Origin of the sequence: Winogradskyella ouciana (genome assembly GCF_965284585.1) — a bacterium.
Taxonomy (GTDB): Bacteria; Bacteroidota; Bacteroidia; order Flavobacteriales; family Flavobacteriaceae; genus Winogradskyella; species Winogradskyella ouciana.
In genome coordinates, this window is the sequence record NZ_OZ260095.1 from 1046500 (window position 1) to 1063060 (window position 16561).

General features: G+C 35.3%; 17 protein-coding genes. 8 read left to right on the forward strand and 9 right to left on the reverse strand.

Going from position 1 to position 16561, the window contains the following annotated elements; genetic code table 11:
* Window positions 1-156 precede the first annotated feature (156 nt).
* Complete coding sequence (locus ACQ65V_RS04670; RefSeq protein ID WP_430467067.1) at window positions 157-1653, reverse strand: RagB/SusD family nutrient uptake outer membrane protein; 1497 nt, start codon at window positions 1651-1653, stop codon at window positions 157-159.
* Between the two features lie 293 nt (window positions 1654-1946).
* Between ACQ65V_RS04670 and recA the strand changes: the two genes are divergently transcribed.
* The 4 genes from recA (at window position 1947) to ACQ65V_RS04690 (ending at window position 5677) form a co-directional block, all read left to right on the forward strand.
* Window positions 1947-2951: a recombinase RecA gene (recA, locus tag ACQ65V_RS04675; RefSeq protein WP_155089284.1), complete on the forward strand. Its 1005-nt coding sequence runs from the start codon at window positions 1947-1949 to the stop codon at window positions 2949-2951.
* 100 nt (window positions 2952-3051) lie between these two features.
* The gene (locus ACQ65V_RS04680) at window positions 3052-3507 is read left to right on the forward strand and encodes a hypothetical protein (RefSeq protein ID WP_155089264.1); all 456 of its coding nucleotides are present in this window, start codon (window positions 3052-3054) and stop codon (window positions 3505-3507) included.
* 17 nt (window positions 3508-3524) lie between these two features.
* Entirely contained in the window at window positions 3525-4070 is a 546-nt protein-coding gene (locus ACQ65V_RS04685; protein WP_430467068.1) for an RNA polymerase sigma factor, read from the forward strand.
* Window positions 4071-4072: 2 nt separating this feature from the next.
* Entirely contained in the window at window positions 4073-5677 is a 1605-nt protein-coding gene (locus tag ACQ65V_RS04690) for a hypothetical protein (RefSeq protein ID WP_430467069.1), read from the forward strand.
* A gap of 108 nt (window positions 5678-5785) precedes the next feature.
* Here ACQ65V_RS04690 and ACQ65V_RS04695 read toward each other — a convergent pair whose 3' ends face one another.
* Complete coding sequence (locus ACQ65V_RS04695) at window positions 5786-6529, reverse strand: lysophospholipid acyltransferase family protein (protein WP_430467070.1); 744 nt, start codon at window positions 6527-6529, stop codon at window positions 5786-5788.
* 121 nt (window positions 6530-6650) lie between these two features.
* On the opposite strand from ACQ65V_RS04695, the gene trpS reads away from it, so the two are divergent.
* On the forward strand, window positions 6651-7622 hold the full coding sequence (gene trpS, locus ACQ65V_RS04700) for a tryptophan--tRNA ligase (RefSeq protein WP_412559646.1): 972 nt from the start codon (window positions 6651-6653) through the stop codon (window positions 7620-7622).
* On the opposite strand, the gene ACQ65V_RS04705 is transcribed toward trpS, so the two are convergent.
* The gene (locus ACQ65V_RS04705) at window positions 7619-8227 is read right to left on the reverse strand and encodes a hypothetical protein (RefSeq protein ID WP_430467071.1); all 609 of its coding nucleotides are present in this window, start codon (window positions 8225-8227) and stop codon (window positions 7619-7621) included. The two genes, trpS and ACQ65V_RS04705, sit on opposite strands and share 4 nt — an antisense overlap.
* Before the next feature lie 14 nt (window positions 8228-8241).
* Window positions 8242-9345, reverse strand: coding sequence for a DNA-processing protein DprA (dprA, locus tag ACQ65V_RS04710; protein ID WP_430467072.1), 1104 nt, complete (start codon window positions 9343-9345; stop codon window positions 8242-8244).
* Between the two features lie 197 nt (window positions 9346-9542).
* On the opposite strand from dprA, the gene ACQ65V_RS04715 reads away from it, so the two are divergent.
* The 3 genes from ACQ65V_RS04715 to ACQ65V_RS04725 all read left to right on the forward strand — a co-directional run bounded on the left by ACQ65V_RS04715 (window position 9543) and on the right by ACQ65V_RS04725 (window position 11438).
* Window positions 9543-10481, forward strand: coding sequence for an SPOR domain-containing protein (locus tag ACQ65V_RS04715; RefSeq protein ID WP_412559643.1), 939 nt, complete (start codon window positions 9543-9545; stop codon window positions 10479-10481).
* 60 nt (window positions 10482-10541) lie between these two features.
* Entirely contained in the window at window positions 10542-11051 is a 510-nt protein-coding gene (locus tag ACQ65V_RS04720; RefSeq protein ID WP_155089257.1) for an acyl-CoA thioesterase, read from the forward strand.
* A gap of 171 nt (window positions 11052-11222) precedes the next feature.
* On the forward strand, window positions 11223-11438 hold the full coding sequence (locus ACQ65V_RS04725) for a DUF6515 family protein (protein ID WP_430467073.1): 216 nt from the start codon (window positions 11223-11225) through the stop codon (window positions 11436-11438).
* On the opposite strand, the gene ACQ65V_RS04730 is transcribed toward ACQ65V_RS04725, so the two are convergent.
* The 5 genes from ACQ65V_RS04730 to dut form a co-directional block, all read right to left on the reverse strand.
* Complete coding sequence (locus ACQ65V_RS04730) at window positions 11435-12658, reverse strand: murein hydrolase activator EnvC family protein (RefSeq protein WP_430467074.1); 1224 nt, start codon at window positions 12656-12658, stop codon at window positions 11435-11437. The two genes, ACQ65V_RS04725 and ACQ65V_RS04730, sit on opposite strands and share 4 nt — an antisense overlap.
* Window positions 12658-13395, reverse strand: coding sequence for a DUF4292 domain-containing protein (locus ACQ65V_RS04735; protein WP_430467075.1), 738 nt, complete (start codon window positions 13393-13395; stop codon window positions 12658-12660). Before ACQ65V_RS04735 ends, ACQ65V_RS04730 begins: the two co-directional genes overlap by 1 nt.
* A gap of 54 nt (window positions 13396-13449) precedes the next feature.
* Window positions 13450-14811, reverse strand: coding sequence for a tetratricopeptide repeat protein (locus ACQ65V_RS04740; RefSeq protein ID WP_430467076.1), 1362 nt, complete (start codon window positions 14809-14811; stop codon window positions 13450-13452).
* Between the two features lie 149 nt (window positions 14812-14960).
* A complete protein-coding gene (locus tag ACQ65V_RS04745; protein WP_430467077.1) occupies window positions 14961-15980 on the reverse strand; it encodes a sugar phosphate nucleotidyltransferase in 1020 nt (339 codons plus the stop codon).
* A 146-nt stretch (window positions 15981-16126) separates the two neighbouring features.
* On the reverse strand, window positions 16127-16561 hold the full coding sequence (gene dut, locus ACQ65V_RS04750; RefSeq protein ID WP_430467078.1) for a dUTP diphosphatase: 435 nt from the start codon (window positions 16559-16561) through the stop codon (window positions 16127-16129).

The window sequence follows — 16561 nt, forward strand, 5'->3', positions numbered from 1 at the left end:
TAAAAAGTAGAAAATTTATTTTCAAGACTTATCTCAACTTTTTAAAGGGTTTTCATAGCAACTTTTTCCTTTTTCATATAGTAGATGCAAAAAATGTAAAATGGTTGCGTCATAAAATTGAAAAAAATTAAATTTTATTATTCTGACGGCAGTTAATTAATTTTGTTCGTTAATGAAAACGTTACTTTGAATTTCCAATTCAGGGATTTCAAAAGTTAAACGCTCATCATTATGCATAAATGATTCACCAACAAAAGATAAGTGGTTACTTCCTCTCACACCTGTTGATGTCTGGTTACGCTTTATAGAAAGGTATGTTTTACCTTCACCCCAAAACTCAATACGCGTCTGTAAGTGAATCTCAGCCAATAAAGCCGCTCCTGACAATCCATTTAAATAAGATGTGTCTGGCAAACGTTGGTCCAATACCTCTCTCAATGCAGTTCTAGCTGGTCCATCCTGGCCCATTTTTGCTAAAGCCTCTGCTTTTAAGATGTGCATCTCAGCAATTCTCATGTATACATAATCAGCTACAACCGATCCACTTGGCCCACCGATAATTCTACTGGCATCGTAGAACTTATCCAATGGCATTAGGTTATAATAACCTGAACCTGGGAAGAACTGTGCTTTTCTAGCATCATCAGCAGGAATAGCATCATATAGGTTTTGATCTATAGCCTTGGCATCACCTGCCCAAGCGTAACTATATGAGAACGCATCCATTTGTCCCCACCAAGAAATAAGTCTTAATCCGATATCACCATTAAGGTCTACACCCCAAATCCATCCTGGAGTAGCCACATTGTTAAAACCACCTGTAATCTCAGCTGCGGTCATTACCGTAGCACCAGTTCCAGAAATCACAGCATCACATAACGCAACAACTTCGCCCATACGAGAAACATCACGTTGAGAAGCAATAGCATAAGCTAACATAGCCTGTGCAACTTCCTTGTTCACCTGAGTCTTAGTTGGTCTGTTATAATCATCCAATAATACGATGGCTCTGTTAAGATCACTCTCTATAAGTTCAAAAACCTCAGCAGCAGTAGATTTACCTACACCTACGTTAGTTACTGTTCTATAGATTGGAAGGATCTCTTGTGAAGGGTTGTAATCATTCTGCATATACTGGGTCAAATACCAGTAAGAATGAGCACGCATAGCTAAAGCCTGTCCAAGAGTAGCTCTGTTATCAGGATTTTCTGGATCCGCTTCATCACCACCTAAAGTCTCAATTACGGTATTGGCAGCACGTATCATTCTATAATAGTGTCTCCAAACTTGGTAATTATCTAAAAAGGTGAAATCTTCAGTACACTGCATCTCAGTAATACTAGCTCTATACCATCCATAAGTACTTACGGACAGGGCAACATCACTAGACAAGAAATCAGCAAACAGGTCATAGGCTTTATGACCGAAGTCATCATGCCCACCGGTACCACCAGTACCAACCGTATACATCGTAGAGTAAACACCCTCGATGAAACCTGTTACAATGTCAGGATTGTTACTCGCAGCTTCACCAAGCTGGTTGATGTTCTGAAAACCACTTTCAGGGTTTTCGTTCACAAAGTCATCAGAACACCCTAAGAATGTTAGAAGTAGTCCCGAGACCATCATTAATTTAATTACATTTTTTTTCATAATCGTTTTTTTTAGTTTTTAAACTTAGACAATAAACTATCTGTGACAATAAATTCACCTATTGGTGAACCCATATATTTTCAACTCTAATCTAATTGACTAGCTCTTCTTTTTCAAAAGGTGCTATAAAAGCTTTGAATACATCTTTTGTTATTGAAAACAAAACTTTTCATAGCAATTATTCCCTTTTTCATATAGTAGATGCAAAAAGTGTAAAATGGTTGCGTCATAAAATTGAAAAAAATAAAATAAGTGGTATTTTTGATAACAATTTAATTAAGACAATAGAAGAAATGAGTAGTGAAAAAGACGCAAAATTAAAAGCCCTAAAATTAACGTTAGACAAATTAGATAAGGCTTATGGCAAAGGAACAGTAATGAAAATGAGTGATCAAGCGATTGTTGATGTAGATGCAATTTCATCTGGATCTTTAGGCTTAGATATTGCATTAGGTGTAGGAGGATACCCAAGAGGTAGGGTGATAGAAATATACGGTCCGGAATCTTCTGGTAAGACCACATTGACATTACATGCTATTGCCGAAGCACAAAAAGCAGGAGGTATAGCCGCATTTATTGATGCAGAACATGCCTTTGATCGTTTTTATGCCGAGAAATTAGGTGTAGATTTAGAAAACCTGATTATTTCCCAACCAGATAATGGTGAACAGGCTTTAGAAATTGCGGATAATTTGGTGCGCTCTGGCGCTATTGATATCATTGTTATTGATTCTGTAGCAGCGTTGACACCTAAAAGTGAGATAGAAGGTGAAATGGGAGATTCTAAAATGGGGCTTCATGCGCGTTTAATGTCTCAGGCATTAAGAAAGCTTACGGCTTCCATAAGCAAAACCAATTGCACCATGGTTTTTATTAACCAATTACGTGAAAAAATAGGAGTAATGTTTGGTAATCCAGAAACTACAACTGGTGGTAATGCTCTAAAATTCTACGCTTCTGTTAGATTAGATATAAGACGTTCTACACAGATTAAAGACAGCAACAGCAATGTGATGGGTAATAAAACCAGAGTAAAGGTTGTTAAGAATAAAGTGGCACCACCATTTAAGACTGCGGAGTTTGACATAATGTATGGTGAAGGCATTTCTAAAGTTGGTGAAGTTTTAGACTTAGCTGTAGATAGTGACATTGTAAAGAAAAGTGGCTCATGGTTTAGTTATGAGGATACCAAACTAGGTCAAGGACGAGATGCGGTTAAATCTTTAATTAAGGATAATCCTGATTTAATGGATGAATTAGAGGAAAAAGTTCGAGCCTTAATAAATGAAAATCAGTAAGTTAAACAAAAATCCTGTTAAAATCAGGATTTTTTTTGTTTTTAGACGCAACCCTTTTGCTTTTTCTGCATCTATAGAGTGAAATTGATTATGTTATCTAATGAAGAAGTTCGTAATATTAGTTGCTATTTTTATCACCACTATTACATCATGTAGTATTGAGAGTGATGATTCAGAGACTTTTTTTCTAGAAGTATTGCCTGTTGAAAGTATTGATGTTCCAGAACAATTTATTTTTGGAGAGGTTTATGAAATCTCAATGACTTACAATCAGCCTACTTCTTGTTACGATTTCAGTGACTTTATATACGAAATTAATGGGCAAGAAAGAACCATAGCTATAGTAAATACCGTTTTTGTTAGCGAGAGGGCGGCATGTGTTACTGGGCCAGAAGAAGTTACTGCAAGTTTTAATTTTGAAGTGACCAGCAATGAAACTTATTATTTTAAGTTTTTTCAAGGAGAGAACGAAGAGGGTGAAGAAATGTTTGAGGTGGTGGAAATCCCAGTGGTTGATGGTAGAAATGCAGTAAGTAGTAAGAAAGATAATTATTAATTAATTCCGACAACAATGTGAGTTTAGATAGACTCATTAAAAATTGTATAAAACAAGATGCTCAAGCTCAAAGCCAATTATACAAGCAGTATGCAAGTAAGTTATTTTCGCTTTGTCTTAAGTATTCTAAAAACTATGCGGAAGCAGAAGATAATCTGCACGATGCATTTATAACTGTATTTAGTAAAATAGATCAGTACAATAATAAAGGTTCTTTTGAAGGTTGGTTAAAACGGATTGCAATTAATACATCATTGCAAAGCTATAGAGACAATGTAGGTGTTTACGATATTGTAAATGAAGGTAATATTGAAGACGTCACAGTAGATATAGATGATGAAGACTTGAATATTGATTTTTTATTAAAAATCATTCAAGAATTGCCCGACAGATATAGATTGGTATTCAATTTGTATGTATTAGATGGTTACTCTCATGTAGAGATTAGCGAATTGATCAATATCTCAATTGGAACCTCAAAATCAAATCTTGCAAGAGCACGATTGATTTTAAAAGAAAAAATAGAAAATTATAAGTCGAATGGAAATTCGCAATCATCATAACAATGAATGATAAAAAGAACATAGACAGACTTTTTCAAGAAAAGTTTAAGGATTTTGAAGTAGCACCTAACGATGCTGTTTGGAATCGCATAAGCGAAAGTCTGCCTAATAAGAAGAGAAAACGCAGAGTTGTAGCACTTTGGTGGCAAATAGGTGGTGTAGCCGCTGCAATTGCTTTGCTTCTTACTATTGGTATATCTGTATTTAATTCAGACATAGACAATTCAGTAGACCCTACTGTTGTTGATACAGAAGATTTAAACAACAACTCTAATCAAAACAATAACAACTCAACGTCTAATGACAAGCAAAATGAGCTTAAGGATGATGAAGCATATGAAAAGCTTGAGTTTGTAGGTTCTGAGAAAGACGACGAATCAATTAATGGTTTAAAGGAAGATAACGGTTCCGATAAGAAAAGTGCTTCTAAAAATCTTACTTCCAACCCTAAGTCGCAGTTAAATTCTGTTGCGGTTTATTCAGACAATAAAGATAAAGGCGAAAACCCACCTTCACAAGAACGTGAAAAATTAACTACAATAATTGATGCGGATAATACAAAGGTAGCTTCTGTTGATACGAAGAGTTCAGAAAACAGTAATAAAACAGAACTTGCTAACGATAAGGACATAAAGTCGGCAATTAAGAAAACAATAGAAGATAACAACACAGCAGTTACGGATAATTCAACATCAAAGGGTTCTGAAAAATCCAATTCAGAAAACACGGACGCTACATCTGCTACTGAAGATATAGAAAAGAAAGACATTCTTAAAGAAGACCCAAAAAAGGAATCTATTTTAGATGCTATTGCAGCAAATAATGCAGAGGATAAAGATACTGATGAAAAAGAGAAAGAAGATGAACAAAACAGGTGGAGCATTACGCCAAATGTTGCGCCTGTTTATTACAGTTCTTTAGGTGAAGGGTCTCCTATCGATGGACAGTTTAATGACAACTCCAAAAGTAGCGATATCAATATGAGCTACGGAATTACTACTGCCTATGCTGTAAACGAAAGGTTAAAAGTGCGTACTGGTGTAAATGTTGTTAATCTTAGTCAGTCAACTTCAGATGTTTTCGCTATTACAAACCCTAATCCTGCAGTGTCTGCCTCTTTTGTAACTTCAGGTTCAGGTGCAAATGTGACTCAAAAATATGCAAATGTCACTTTAAATAACCAAGCACAAAGTGTATCATTAATGAGTGCCAAAGCAATGGTATCTTCTTTAGACCTAAGCACAAAGGTGGGTAGCATTGATCAGCGTTTTGGTTTTATTGAAGTGCCTTTAGAATTGGAATATCGTGTGTTAGATAAAAAATTTGGAGTTAATGTAATTGGCGGATTTAGTACGTTCTTTTTAAATGAAAATGAAATCTACGCAGATTTAGACGGAGTTAACACCTTAATTGGTGAAGCTAACAATATTAATAGTACAAGTTTTAGTGCCAACTTTGGTTTGGGATTAGATTATAGCTTGTCTAAACAGTGGAATATTAATCTTGAACCTCAGTTCAAGTATCAAATAAATACATTCAATAATACGTCTGGTAATTATAGACCATTCTTTATTGGAGTATATACAGGATTAAGTTTTAAGTTTTAGGTAAATTTAAATTAGGTTAGGTTATTGCAAACAAACTAAAGCAATGGTGAATGCAATGATGACAAAAAAAGCTACTCTTGGTTAGAGTGGCTTTTCCTTTTTTAGGAATTAACTCTTTATGTTACCCTTTTCTAACTCGTTTAAAATTACAGTTCTGGCAGTTTCGTTTAAGGTTTTAGTCTCTTTAATTGTTAAGCCTTTTGTTTGTATAAAACTGTGAATTTTAACTAGCATTCTACCTGGACCACCGCTAAAAAACGTATAAGAGAATCTTTTTTTGTTGTCGTAAAAGGTAATCGGTACAACTGGTATTTGATGGTTAATGGCTAAGCGAAAAGCCCCATCTTTAAAAGTGTCTAATACAACGTCTTCTTCCGGCACTCCTCCTTCAGGGAAAATACAAATGCTTAAGCCTTGTTTTAACCGTCTTTGAGCTCTTAAAAAAACGGCTTGTCTGCTCTTTGCACTACTTCTGTCAACCAAAATACAGGTACGCTTGTAAAAGAAGCCAAATAAAGGGATTTTTGCCAATTCCTTTTTGCCAACAAACACAAAAGGGTTTTTTACAGACACCAGCATTAACATAATATCCGCCATAGAAGTATGGTTGGCAACAAACATATAACTCTTCTTCGGGTCTGGATTTTCTTCTTTTTTAACCCTATAGGCAAAACCCATCCCAACTAAAATAAACTTGGCCCAAAAACGGGCTAGTTTAAAGAAAAACGGATACCATTTTTCTCTAGAAATGGAAATCAATAGAATAGGAAACAATACAATAATAGGTATGGCTACCAAAATGTAGAACCAAATGCGATATAAAACCCAAAACGGATACTTAAATATTGCCATGGCACCAAAACTAAGTATTTAATTCAAATAGCTTCTTATAGTTCTTTCAAAAATTTATCTTTGCTTTCAGTTTTAGAACTAAGTTTAATTTAATTAAATACCTGCCTACGCAGGTAATGTTATGGCAAGAATACTAACAGGTATACAAAGTACAGGAACACCGCACTTAGGTAATATACTAGGTGCTATTTTACCTGCAATAGAAAAAGCAAAAGATAAGGCAAACGATTCTTATTTATTTATTGCAGATTTACATTCTTTAACTCAAATTAAGGATGCTGAAACGCTTAGTAACAATACGTACTCTACTGCAGCTACTTGGTTGGCGTTTGGTCTAGATATAGATAAAACCGTGTTTTACAGACAAAGTGATGTGCCACAGGTGACTGAATTAGCTTGGTATCTAAATTGCTTCTTCCCTTTTAAGCGATTAGAATTAGCACATAGTTTTAAAGATAAAGCCGACAGATTAGACGATGTCAATGGAGGTCTGTTCACCTATCCTATGCTTATGGCTGCGGATATTCTGTTGTATGATTCTGAAATCATTCCTGTTGGGAAAGATCAGGAACAACATATAGAAATGACGCGCGATGTGGCATCACGCTTTCATGCCAAAATGGGAGGCGAAACTTTTGTCTTACCAAAAGCTGATATACAAAAAGAGACCATGTTGATTCCTGGCACTGATGGTGCTAAAATGAGCAAGAGTAAAAACAACATCATTAATATCTTTTTGCCAGAGAAGAAATTACGCAAGCAGATTATGTCTATAGAGACGGATAGCACACCGCTTGAAGAGCCAAAAGATTGGAAAACCTGCAACTGTTTTGCTATTTATAACCTATTGGCATCAAATGAGCAGATTGCAGAAATGAAGGCCAATTACGAAGGTGGCAACTATGGTTATGGACATGCTAAACAAACTCTATACGAATTGATTTTAGAGCGTTTTGCTGAACCTAGAAAACGCTATGATTATTATATGGAAAACCTCAGCGAAGTTGATGCGGCTTTAGCCAAAGGCGCTGCAAAAGCTAAGGTTGTGGCTGATGATGTTTTAAAGCGTGTTAGGGAAAAGGTTGGGTATTAATAAGAAAAAAGTTTACGCCCCTCAATTTGTTTTAATCTTATTTTCTTTAGCTTTTTATCAATATATACTTTATAATAAATAGACGAAAAATCATTATCTGTAAAGTGTGATTTTCGGCTTTTAGAACAGTCAGTATGTTTCTGTAAGTTATAAGTAACATATCTGTACTTATATGAACAAGAATCCAATCTTACATTGTATTTGTGAAGCATTTCATATATCTCTGAAGGCTTTTTTTCAATATTCTGACTTTCATACACAAATAACTTTCTATCTATTTCCTTAAAGTTTTTAAAGCTAAAACCAATTGAATCTGGTCGAACTTCAATGTCTTGAACAGAACCTATGTCATAAATACCATATATAAATTCATTATTATTAATACTATCTGACTGAGTAATTATAATAACATTAGTTTTGTTCAAAAAGCTTTTATGTTTTGACCTTAGGTTTCGAATAATATATTGAGAAATATCTATTTGATTATTATTAGGTTCATCAATATTATAAATACTTACACAAGAGGCTAAAAGCGTCAAAATTAAAAAAGCCCATATTACCGCCACTTTTCTAATTATAAAAAGTTTTAACTGGAATCCACTCATAATCAATTTATTTTTTAAATAAGCTCAAACAACTTACCAGGCAAAGGTCTAATCACACCTTTCAGTTCCATATTAAGAAGTAAGCCAGCTAATTTGTAGGTTGGAATTCCGCATTGATACGCTATAACATCAAGCAATTCTTTGTCATTGTCTTTTAAATAGTTATAGATAATTTTTTCATCGGGTTCTAACTCAACAAACAGTTGTTTTTGTACTGCTGGTTTGGTCTCTGTTTCCAATTGCCAATTCAATAAATAGGGAACATCCATTGGGTCAGATAATAGATGTGCTTTTTGAAATTTTATTAGGTTATTGCAACCCACGCTTTGGCTATCTGTTGTTCGTCCTGGTACTGCAAAAACTTCACGATCATAAGAATTGGCGATGTCTGCGGTAACCAAGCTTCCGCCCTTTTCGGCAGATTCTATGACGATGGTGGCTTCGCTCAGGCCTGCGATGATTCTATTTCGCTTTAAAAAATTGTTCCTATCAAATACATCTGTACTCCAAAAATCGGTGTAAAAGCCACCATGTTTTTCAACATCTGCCACATATTTCTTATGCACTTTAGGATAAATTTGATTTAAGCCATGTGCCAGACAGCCTATGGTTTGTAAGTTGTGATTTATAGCCGCCTTTTGAGCTGTAATATCTGTGCCGTAGGCAAAACCAGAGACGATAATTGGATTATAAGGTGATAGCGATTCTACTAATTTGTTACAAAAGGCAATACCGTTTGTGGTGATTTTTCGCGCACCAACAATACTTATAATAGGTTGCTTTTTTAAGTTGATATTACCAGATTGAAATAATAATATAGGTCCGTCAATACAATGTTTTAATCTTTCAGGATAGGTGTCTTCCGTAAAATAATGTACGGTTATGTTATTGTCTCTTATGAATTTGAGTTCATTCTCGGCTTCTTCAAGATGAAATTTATCAAATAGACCTTCTATGGTGATGGTGCCAATCCCATCAATTTTTAAAAGTTTAGATTTCTTTTCTTTTAAAACCGCTTCAGCTGAGCCACAATGATTGATCAATTTTTTAGCTGTTGTGGAACCTATTTTAGGTACATGTTGCAATGCTAGAGTGTAAATAAGTTGTTCTTCTGTCATTTTTAAACGGCTGATTTAAAACCTACAAGAAACTAAATTTTTCTGATGTTAATAACTATATGTGTGCAAACTTTTATCAATTTCAAAAATTTTTAACTTTACTCCATAAACTAGTTTTAGCAAAACTGAAGCTTATACTAAAGAGATAATTTTAGTTCAATCATTATCTCGGTTTTACTTACAATAGTTAGAGTAATATGCAATTAGAGACTTACATTAGCGACCTTTTATACCGATACGACTGTGTAACCGTTCCAAATTTTGGTGCTTTTTTAACCAATCGTATTTCTGCCAAAATGCATGAGTCAACTCATACATTTTATCCTCCAAAAAAAGCGTTATCGTTTAATGAGCAATTGCAGAGCAACGATGGCTTGTTAGCTAACTACATTGCTGAGGTTGAAAAGATTCCTTACAATACCGCTAACAAAAAAATCACTAAGCATGTTAAAACCATAAAGTCGTATTTAATTGAAGGTGAAACCATTCAATTTGAAAATATTGGCGAACTGGTTTTAAATGCAGAAGGCAAAATTGTATTTAACCCTTCTAACCATATTAATTACCTAACGGATTCCTTTGGTTTATCTCACTTTACCTCTAACGATATTAAGCGTGAAGTTTATAAAGAAGAGGTTGAAGCCATTGAGGAAACAGCACCAATTGCATTTACACCAGAAAAGCGCTCTAACAACAACTGGTTAAAGTATGCTGCTGCAGCTGTTATTGTGTTGGGCTTAGGAGGTTTTGGAGCTGCAAAGTATTACAACAATACCATTGAAAACCATAACCAACTAGCACAAGAGGAGGCCAATGCACAATTGGATGCCAAAGTACAGGAAGCTACTTTTGTTATCAGCAACCCATTACCTGCTGCAACGTTGTCGTTAGAAAAACAAACTGGAAATTACCATATTGTTGCCGGTGCTTTTAGAATTGAAGCTAATTCCGATAAAAAAGTGAAGCAGCTAAGAGACAAAGGCTATAAAGCCAGAAAAATTGGCAAAAATCGCTATGGCTTGCACGAAGTGGTTTATTCTAGCTTTGAAACTAGGTCTGAGGCTCAAAGTGCACTCTACAAAATCCGACGTGAGCACAACCGTGATGCTTGGTTGTTGATTAAGAAGTTAGATTAGTTCTTAGTTATCCCTTTATTAATTCAATTCACTTTATCTTTGCACAAATTTTAATGATTTATGCAACCTAGAACCGCATTTCAGTCTAAAACGGTGGTTACCGATTTAGTATTACCAAGTGAAACCAACCCTATCAACAATCTCTTTGGTGGTGAGTTATTGGCACGTATGGATAGAGCAGCAAGTATAGCAGCGAGACGTCACTCACGTCGTATTGTTGTTACGGCTTCTGTTAACCATGTAGCTTTTAATAGATCTATTCCTCTTGGAAGCGTTGTGACTATAGAGGCAAAAGTTTCTCGTGCCTTTAAGTCTTCAATGGAAGTTTATATGGATGTTTGGATTGAAGACCGCGAGTCTGGCGAATGTATTAAAGCCAATGAGGCTATTTATACCTTTGTTGCTGTAGACGAGACAGGTCGTCCTGTAAAAGTCCCAGAGCTTATCCCAGAAACCGAATTAGAAAAGGAACGCTATGATGCAGCTCTGCGTAGAAAACAATTGAGCTTGGTGTTAGCAGGAAAGATGAAACCTTCTAGTGCTACTGAACTAAAGGCGCTTTTTGAGTAATAGATTCTGAAACGAGTTCAGAATAACAAATCACATGATGTAGCACAGAAGGTGAAAGCTCTCAAGCTAAATTTGTTTCAGTATCTCGTTTACCCTTATATCTTACAATCTGTAGAATTAAACCTTTTCTAAATATCCGTGTCTTATCATTAAACCAAATTTATTAATGATATGAAATATTTAGTTTACACCTTAGTTTTTGTATTTGCATTAAGTTTAAATTCTTGTGCAAGTCGAGTGGCTGTAAAACAACCTGCTTCTGTTACTGTAGTAAAAAAATTACCTAGAAATTATAAAGTCGTTAGGGTAAAAGGAAAACGTTACTATTTCTTTAATGGAAAACACTACCAAAAGACACGAAAAGGTTATGTAGTGGTGAGAGTTTAATACTTAGACAACCAATATTGAGGATTAAGCTTTTGATTGTTCTTATAAATTCTAAAGCCTAATAAAGTTTCTCCATTGGTTTTGTTGGTAAACGCTTGTCCAATGGCCTGGCCAGTTTTTACCTTATCTCCTTTTTTTACATAAATTTTAGAGAGGTTTGTATATACAGTTAGGTAATTTCCATGTCTTATTAAAATGGCTGGATTCCCTCTCTTTATAACTAAAATTTGAGAGACTTCACCATTAAAAACTGCTTTAACTTCAGCGCTTGTAGTCGTTGCAATCTTAATACCAGGATTGTTAACCTCAACAGAACTGTCCGTTAAGGAACGGCCTTTTCCGAATTTAGCTTTTATTACTCCTCTCTCAACAGGCCAACCCAATTTGCCTTTGTTGGCCTCAAAATTAGCAGCTAGTTTTTTAGCTTCAGGTGTGAGCACAAATTTTCCTGTAGATGATTTATTACCCGCTTCTTTATTGGATGCCGCAATGGCTTCTCTAATCAGTCGGTTAATTTCCCTATCCAATCGGTCTGCTTCTTGTTTCTTCTTTTTAATCTGAGCGGCAAATTTGCTCATGTCGGCTTTTATGGAAGCCATCAATACCTCGCGCTCTTTAAGCTCTCTTTCCAGCTGACGTTTAGCAGCTCTATTTTCTTCAATTAATTTTTGCTTATCCGCCTTTTGTTTGGAAAGTTGAATATTTAAATCTTGTAACTCTTGGGTTTTGGTTTTTATCGCTTCACCCTGTTCCTTTTGGTAATCTCTATATTGTCTAATGTATTGTAATCGCTTATAAGCCTGTTTAAAATCATCGGATGACAATAAGAACATCACCTTACTTTGCTCTGATTTGCTCTTGTATGATTTTACAACCATGGCAGCATAATCATCTTTTAATTCTTGTAACTGCGTTCTAAGGCTTGTAATCTCTTTTTGGTTTGTATTGATTTCGCGAGTTAATAAATTGGCTTGTTCGTTAGTGATTCTAATCAAATTTTGCCTAACACTCACTTTATAGTTAAGGTCTTCAATATGGGTGATTTCAGATTTTTGTTCCTTCTTTTTAGTGAATAATAAAGCATTTATTTGCTTCATCTCTTTAAGAACTTGCTGGCGTTGAGCTTCTAACTTTTCTTGTTTTTTACTTTGCGCAATAAGCGATGGTGAGGATAGTAGAAACCCTAAAATTATAATGATTTGTAAACACTTTGCATTCATTACTTAATAACTATTTCTTTATAACCTGCTGGAATTTTAAATGGAAAACGGACCTCTTCATTGAGTGTTAAGGACTTAAACTCCATGGTGATAGCAACCTCATCAGTGTCTTCAACCGCAATAATTTTGATATCTTTTGGTAAAATCTGCTTCCCAACTTCTTGATAAGACATATAATCTACTTGAAGAATACGTTTTTTTAACTGTTGAAACAACTGTAAACTATCCATCTTAAAATACGATGGGTTAATTAAATAAAACAGCTCTAATAGTGCGTTTTGGTCTTTAGGTTGCAAGGCATAAGAATTGTCATTAACCGAAACTGTATGAGCTTCATCTTTTAAGTTAAATATGGCCTGACCCAATAATATATTTTGAACTTTATCAAAATCTAAGTCAACACCTACAAAATCACTTAATAATTTGTAATCACCATCAAAATACTCATTATCTAGTTTATTATAGAATCTTACTTTCTCTGGTGTGATCATCATTCTAGCCAACCCAAGTTTTGCACTCAGCCAAATAACCTTATCTTTTTCAATTCTCAAATTGAAGGTTGAACCTTGTTCCTCTTGGTTTTGGATAATATCTATCTTTACCTTGCCTTGAAGCGTTTTAAAGTCTGCATCATTTTTCTGATGCTGTTTAATAACTTGCTTGGCAGAAAGCTTGTCACTTGCTTTACCAGATTCTATAACACTTTTGGCTGACTTGCAGTTTAGTAAGAAAGCCATCAAAATAAATGATAAAATTACTCTAGAGAACTTAAAGGTGGGATTTAAAATCATTTACTGTTGGGCTTTTATGGCTTGTGCCTTTTTAGCAAACGTTTCAGATTTACTAATATTATTAAGAGCTTTATAGGCTAAACTTAATTCTGAATAAAAATCAGCTTCCATGTTAGGATTGTCGATTAGGAAATCCAAGCCCATTTCTAGATTATCTATAGCCTTTTTGTGACTGCCTTGCTTATTGTTTGCAACTCCATTAACCAAGTACAATATTGGCTGTGCAGGATACAATTCTAAGGCTTCTTCGCTATCTTGTACTACCGCTGTATAATCTTGAGTATCTAATTGAAGTAACAATACATCCTTAATGAGTTTAAAGTCATTAGGGTCTTGTTTTAGGGCTTCTTTGAAATTTGCCAATGCCTTTACTTTATCACCTGATTTTAGATAGTATTGCCCAAGGTCACTATGGGTTTGGGCATCTTTATTACCGTCCACCAAAGCAGTAATATCAACTAAATCACCCTCATATTCTGGATTTTTAGACACAAAATTCACAAAATCCTTAAGTACTTTGGCTTTAGCATCTGCATTTATTTCTGGACTTGTCAGTGCTATTTTTACGGAGTTTATGGCATCTTCCAACTTACCGTCTTGTAGATAAAATTTGTATAGCGCCAAATGCACGAATTTGGAATCTGGTTTTATTCTTAGAAGATTCTCGGCTGCTTTATAGGCTTTCTGTTTATCTCCTGTTTGACTGTATCTATAAATGAGTTTTAAATGATTGTCTTCGTTGTTGGGATTGTTTGCGATTCGCTGTTCAAGGTTTTCAATTCTGTCATCAACATTGCCGGTAATACTATAGATATCATTTCGCATAGCATCTCTGGCTTCACTAACACCCAATTCTTCATCTAACTCGTCCAAAAGTTCCAAAGCTTGTTTATAGCGTTTTTCCCTGACATACAAAGCAGCTAAATCCTCTTTGTAATCTGGATGGTATTTAACCAATTGTTTTATGGTTTTGATGGCGTTGTCTATGTCCTCTTGTTGGAAATATACATCGTATAGCTCATCTAAAAACCATTCGTTATCAGGTTGCATACTAATCGCCTTTTTGAGGTTGTCTTCAGCAGCACCAAAGTTTTTGAGCTTATTGTAGTTCTTTCCCAGTTCAAAATAAATAACCGGTTTTTTACTGTTAAGATTTAAACACTTGTGAAGTGCTTCTACTGCTCTGTCATAATTTTCAATTCCCTTTTGTTTAAGAGCTTCGAAAAAATGCTCCTGAAACTCATCTTCAACATTGCCTAAGTCATCATCTGGACGTTTGTTGAAATCCACTTGGGCCATAGCAAGGCTTGGCACTAAAACTAGTACCACAAGAATTCTTGTTATTTTATTATTAAATTTCATTTGAGATTCTTCACTTCGCTTTGACTTCGACAAGCTCAGCCTGACAGCTCTGAATGACATTATATTTTCAAAAGTTGTTCCAAACTAAAATTTACTTCGACTGCACTTCGACTTTACTCAGTGACCACGCTCAGTATGACATTCTTGTTTTATTCTAATACAGAATAATCACCAATGCTTATTTTAGTAAACTTACCATTGTACTTTACATGGTTACCAATCATAGCTTCCTCTAAATTAGCGTTTTTGATACTGGTTTGGTTCTGGATTAAGCTATTTTTAACGCTTGAGTCTTCAATAACACAGTCCTTGCCAATAGAAACGTAAGGTCCTATGGTTGTATTGCGTAAAACAGTGCCTTTACCAACAAAACAAGGTTCAATAATTTTTGAGTTCTCTAATACGACAGAATCATCAACTAATTGTTCTTCGGCATCAGCTTTTAAGAAGTCTAACATTTTTGCATTGGTCTGTAATGTAACGGTTTTGTTACCGCAGTCCATCCATTCATCAACAGTACCTGTTTTGAATATTCTGCCATCAGCCATCATACGCTTTATACCATCGTTGATTTGGTATTCGCCTCCGTTCATAACGTTTTCATCCAGAACTTCTTGAAGCTTTTCTTTTAAAACCGCAACATCTTTAAAGTAGTAAATACCTATTACCGCTTGGTCACTGACGAAGGTTTCTGGTTTTTCAACCAGCTCCACAATATTTTCGTTTTCATTTAATTTTACAACACCATAAGCTTCAGGGTTTTCAACTCTTTTTGTCCATATCACACTGTCTGCAGTTGGATCTAAATCGAACTCTGCTCTAATCAGCGTATCCGCATAGGCAATTACGGCTGGACCAGAAAGAGAAGGCTTGGCACTCATTATGGCGTGTCCTGTTCCTAATGGTTGGTCTTGTCTGTATATAGATGCTTTGGCTCCTAGGTCCTGAGCTAGTTCTGTTAAGCTCTCAACCACATCTTCACCAAAAAATGCTGGATCACCCAAAACGAAAGCAATTTCTTCAATAGGTTGTTTCAACACTTTGGCAATATCCTTTACTAGCCGATGCACAATGGGTTGGCCTGCAACAGGTATTAATGGTTTTGGAACTGTTAAACTATGTGGTCTAAGGCGAGAACCTCTGCCTGCCATTGGTACTATTATTTTCATCGAAAAACTTATTTTTCGTTTCCGCAAAAGCGGAAATCTCTTTTATGTTAAACTTTATCTTTGTTTATGTTTAAGGTGATTTTTTAAAACACCCCTAAAGTCCCCTCAAGGGGACAATTCTGAAATCGTCAATCGTAATTCTACAATTACGAGGTGCCTGTACTACCAAAACCACCTTCTCCTCTTTCTGTTTCTGAAAGTTCTACTACTTCGTCCCATTCTGCACGTTCGTGTTTTGCAATGACTAATTGTGCGATGCGTTCACCATTATTAATGGTAAAATCTTCATTTGAAAGGTTTGCCAATATCACTCCTATTTCGCCTCTATAATCTGCATCTATTGTTCCTGGTGCGTTTAAAACTGTAATGCCTTTTTTAGCTGCTAATCCGCTCCTTGGTCTTACCTGTGCTTCGTAACCAATCGGTAATTCTATAAATAAACCAGTACCAACGATGGTACGCTCTAGAGGTTTTAAAATTCTAGATTCAGTTAAACTCGCCCTTAAATCCATACCTGCGGAAGCTATGGTTTCGTAATGTGGTAAATCGTGCCTGGATTTATTTATGATTTTAATCTTCAT